Genomic DNA, 621 nt, shown 5'->3' on the forward strand with positions numbered 1-621 from the left:
GTTGCCAGAAACGTAGCATGCGTCAGATTCATCGTGCAGGTGAAAAACTCTTTGTCGATTACTGTGGTCCTACAATGCCGGTGGTGAACCCAGATACCGGCGAAGTCAGGCAAGCCCAAATTTTTGTCGCTGTGATGGGGGCATCCAACTACACCTTTGCTTGTGCTAGTTGGAGCCAGAACCAGGAAGACTGGTTGAATGCCCATGTACAGACTTTCGAGTTCCTCGGCGGTGTACCTGAACTAGTCGTGCCGGATAATTTGAGAAGTGCGGTGCGCAAAACACATCGTTACGAACCAGATATAAACCCGGCTTATCAGCAACTGGCACAACACTATCAAGTGGCGGTTGTTCCAGCGCGCCCCTATAAACCCAAGGATAAATCCAAAGCAGAAGTCGCTGTACAAATCGTTGAACGCTGGATTATGGCACGCTTGCGTCATCAAACCTTCTTCACTCTGGCGTCACTAAACCAAGCAATCCGGTTTTTATTGGACGACTTGAATCAGCGTCCCTTTAAGAAGCTCCCGGGTTCCCGGGCAAGTCAGTTCAAGCAACTAGACCAACCCGCCTTAAGGTCATTGCCTACAACGCCATACCATTATGCAGAGATCAAACAGG

Annotated in this window: 1 protein-coding gene; it reads left to right on the forward strand. The window is 49.6% G+C overall.

Features of this window, described 5'->3' with window-relative positions; translation table 11 throughout:
- Positions 1–621: IS21 family transposase (gene istA / locus A3761_RS04910; protein WP_156491606.1), on the forward strand; the 621-nt coding region annotated here is incomplete at both ends.

The sequence above is a fragment of the Oleiphilus sp. HI0123 genome, assembly GCF_001635315.1.